A 3,686-nucleotide genomic window follows, 5' to 3' on the forward strand; every position below is an offset into this window, starting at 1 on the left:
AAAGCGCCGCAGGCGGATCAGCCTTCCTAGCTGCTAACAGCTAGAAGCTAGAAGCTAGAAGCCCCATGCGAAAGACTCTACCCATCCGCGCCGAACACAGTAGCTCGACAAACCGCATTTTGCCGAACTGGCATAGTCCTAATTGTCCCCCTTTCCCCCGCGTAAAAAGCCATATGCCATGATTTCCATGACATATGGCTTGCACCTATTATCTCTCGATGACCTGGAAATGGCGGTCTTCTTTTCTCGGCTTGTCTGCCAGAGGCGTATGGCCTACGGCCACTGCCAAGATTGGTGTAATCCCTTCAGGCAGGTGAAGAGCCTTCAGGTATTCCGCATCCTTACCAAGGAGACGGATGAAACCAAAGAGAATAATGGAGCCCAGGCCCAGGTCGCTGGCCTTCAGGTGGATGTGCTCTGCAATGATACCGGCATCGAAGCCTTCCAGACTTTCCATGACATCCTCCGTGCGGCAAATGAGGATAAGGAGGGGCGCTTCATAAATCATGTGCGGCTTTCCCACCTTTTCTCCGCCTTCGGTGCTGATAAGATGAAGCACCTTCGGGTCCGTCACCGTTACAATGGCATAGCCCTTGTCATTGTGATGGCCCACAGAGGACGTAAGGGCCGCATGGACGAGGGCCTTCCGGTCTTCCTCCGATACCGGCTCCTCTGTATAGGAACGAATGGATTTCCGAAGTTGTAATACCTTATCAAATTCCATAACACTGCCTCCTGTTATTCATTACCGATACGATAGACCCTGATGCGGGGTGTAAACCGCCTTTCCCGCTGGGGAATGGGCGTATGGCCCACGGCCACTGCCATGGCCGGTTTCAACCCTTCCGGCAGGTGCAGGGCCTGGAAATATTTTCCATAGCCCTCTTCTTGATTGAGGGTGCGGATGAAGCTGTAAATGCAGATGGATCCCAGCCCCAGGTCCACGGCCTTCAGGTGCATGTTTTCCGCCATGATTCCTGCATTCAGCTTGATGGAGTCTTCCCGGGCCTCGGGGGTACTCATGATGAGAAGCAGCACCGGCGCCCCGTAGATGGGGTCTCCCCTACCGGAGAGGGTTTGGTTTTCTTCAGCCAGGAGGTCCAGTACTTTCCGGTCCGTCACCGCCGCAATGGCATAGTTTTTGAAGTCAAAGTGGCCCACCGGCGACCGTTCCGCTGCCGCCACAATTTTTTCGATATCCTCTTCCGCCACCGGTTCCTCCGTATAGCGGCGGACGGAGCTTCTTACAGCCAGTACATGATCAAATTCCATAGTTACCTCCAGACCGAAGCCCTGTAATCATACATAAACGTTTGTGATGAGATACTGCCAATTTCAGTTTGTCGAGCTGTTGGGCAGTGCTGATGGATAGAGTCATTCGTGCGGAGGCTTCTAGCTCCTAGCTTCTAGCAATTAGGAAAGCTCTACAGCCTACGGCATGAATGACAGGTGGAAACATCGGATGGAAAGCGCCGCAGGCGGATCAGCCTTCCTAGCTGCTAACAGCTAGAAGCTAGAAGCCCCATGCGAATGCCTCTACCCGTCAGCTTGTAAATCTGCCGCGAAGCGGCTGGCCAACTCAAAGCCCAAGGCTCACTGCTCAAGGCTATGACTCCAACCGTCAGCATGCCAAACAGTAAATTTCCAATAGCTCGTCAAACCGCAATAGCCCGAATACCACCCTTCTTACCGATTCATCAGGTTCGACAGGATGGCGCCAACCATTTCATAGTCGTCCAGGGACACGCACCAGGGATCCTTTTTCCCTTTTTCGTACACCCGGAGGGGACCGGCGCCCAGCTCCACAGAGTCCAGATTTGCAAGGTCCGTCTCCACCTGCTCATTCCGGCTGCGGAAACCGATGCGGTCGGAGGTGATCCAGAAGGCCCCCTTGTCCCCTTCTTTCCAGAGGGACTTGTCTTCCTTATTTTCCCAATTGCCCACCCGGAATGTTTTGCCCGGGGCAATGACGATACCACTGCCTTTTGCAAGCGGCTGCTGCGGCGTCACCAAACGGCCGGCGGAGGTATAATGGAGCTTTTCCCCTTCCCGGTACTTCACATTGGTGTACTCCCGCTTCATGGTGGGCATGAGCCCCTCTTCCTGAATCTTGTAGAGCGCATTGCAGCGGCTGGCAATGGTGGTATATTTGTATTTCTGGTCTTCCTTCATCATGTAGCAGAGCTTCAGCATATCGGAATACATGCCATATTCATCGTCATCCATGTAGCCGTTGTGATAGAGCTTCTCGAAAGCTTTGTCGCAGGCCAGGCCCTGGGCCTTCGCCAGCTGCTTGTTGCCCAGGTCATGCTTCTTTGCAAAGTCGATGAGACTTTCCAGCATATCCGCATCGAGTTCATCGTTCACTGCGGCCCCGGCCATTCTGTCCGCATATTCTTCTATATATTTCTGCTTGTCGCCGCCGAATAGATTAAAAAACAAAGTAACGCCTCCACTGAAAACGATTCATTCCCTCCGGTCAGAGGGAAATGGATGATACCGACTGGCGGATGATCTTCTCCGCATAGTCCTTCTCTTTCACATTATAAATGTAGTCAAAGGAAATATACCTGCCGTCTTTCATGAAGATATAGCTTCTCGAATGGTCGCCCTGGTCATCAAAGTCCAGCACCAGCCCGTCCCTGCCGTTTATCGGCATAAAGCGGAATATCACATTCTTCACATATTTTCCCGTGCTCTCGCTGGCCAGTTTTGCTTTGAAATGGTCCACGATATTCTGTTTCTGCGCTTCCGTCAGAGACGAAAGGCTTGCCGGCAGAAAACTGAAATCCCCATTTTCTTTAATAGGGAGCGCCAGCACGCCGGTCATGAGATTCCTGTTTCCCGCCACCAGCACATGGTCCGGTGCCACGGGAGGATCATAATCCACCCGCATGTCCGCAGGAATATCGTAGGTATAGGCCGTTCCTTTCACCGGTATCTTCTGCATAACCGGGAAAAATCGGACCGTGTCCATCATGGACTTTACCAGGGACCGGTTCCCTTTCAGGTCTTCCCTTTTCATGGTCCAGGATACCATGTAGGTCCCGTCCTGAAGGGGGAATACATACCGGAGAACCGAGAAATTTCCATCCTGTCCGGATCCTTCCGTCTCTGCCAGAAAGGCCGTCTCCCCACCCACTTTTTCCTGCTTCAGGGATACCTGTTTTTCTCCGGAATTCCGGATACTCTCTTCCAGGAACTTTTTTACCTTTGCCTGCTCTTTCTTCAGCTCCGCCGAAGGAAGGGGCTGGCTCATTCCATGGGACAGGACAGAAAGGGATATGCCGCTGTCCGGCAGGTAGGCCCGGTACTGGAAGTCATTGGAACTCTTGTCTTCCATCCGGTTTCCCGGATGGGTTATAGAGATCCCGGTTTTTTCATTCGTATATACATAGGAAGATACCGGCGCCGCCATAACAGATGGGGTCTCCGTTTCCTCCGCCATCACCGCTCCCAGCGGCACAGTTGCAGCTGCCGCCAGGGCCAGTGTAAAAATCATTTTTTTCATAGGTTCTCCCCCGCCTTATTGCAAATCAAAGGGCATGATATAATTATATTATAGCATGGTTTCTGCAGGAGTTTACAGAGCCGGATTCGGTGCTGATGGATGGTGATGGCACGGGGCAGTGCCAATTTCAGTTTGTCGAGCTGTTAGGGCGATGCTTACGGATAGAGTCATTCGT

4 protein-coding genes are annotated in these 3,686 nt (G+C 52.5%); all 4 read right to left on the reverse strand.

From position 1 onward, the window contains the following. Positions 1-208: 208 nt before the first annotated feature. The gene (locus QZR21_RS08570) at positions 209-724 is read right to left on the reverse strand and encodes a nitroreductase family protein (protein WP_296099192.1); all 516 of its coding nucleotides are present in this window, start codon (positions 722-724) and stop codon (positions 209-211) included. A 14-nt stretch (positions 725-738) separates the two neighbouring features. After that, positions 739-1,272 (reverse strand): nitroreductase family protein, encoded by a 534-nt coding sequence (locus QZR21_RS08575; RefSeq protein WP_296099190.1) that lies wholly within the window; start codon positions 1,270-1,272, stop codon positions 739-741. A 414-nt stretch (positions 1,273-1,686) separates the two neighbouring features. Then, positions 1,687-2,442 carry a hypothetical protein gene (locus QZR21_RS08580; RefSeq protein WP_296099189.1) on the reverse strand — a complete coding sequence of 252 codons (756 nt, stop codon included), beginning with the start codon at positions 2,440-2,442 and terminating at the stop codon, positions 1,687-1,689. A gap of 37 nt (positions 2,443-2,479) precedes the next feature. Next, the gene (locus QZR21_RS08585; RefSeq protein WP_296099187.1) at positions 2,480-3,511 is read right to left on the reverse strand and encodes a hypothetical protein; all 1,032 of its coding nucleotides are present in this window, start codon (positions 3,509-3,511) and stop codon (positions 2,480-2,482) included. Between the last annotated feature and the right edge of the window lie 175 nt (positions 3,512-3,686).

This window comes from uncultured Dialister sp. (genome assembly GCF_900541605.1).
Lineage (GTDB): Bacteria > Bacillota > Negativicutes > Veillonellales > Dialisteraceae > Dialister.

Excerpts from the sequence above, each read along its gene's own strand:
- QZR21_RS08585 (WP_296099187.1), bottom strand. The coding sequence starts at position 3,511 with ATGAAAAAAATGATTTTTACACTGGCCCTGGCGGCAGCTGCAACTGTG.
- QZR21_RS08570 (WP_296099192.1), bottom strand. The coding sequence starts at position 724 with ATGGAATTTGATAAGGTATTACAACTTCGGAAATCCATTCGTTCCTAT.
- QZR21_RS08575 (WP_296099190.1), bottom strand. The coding sequence starts at position 1,272 with ATGGAATTTGATCATGTACTGGCTGTAAGAAGCTCCGTCCGCCGCTAT.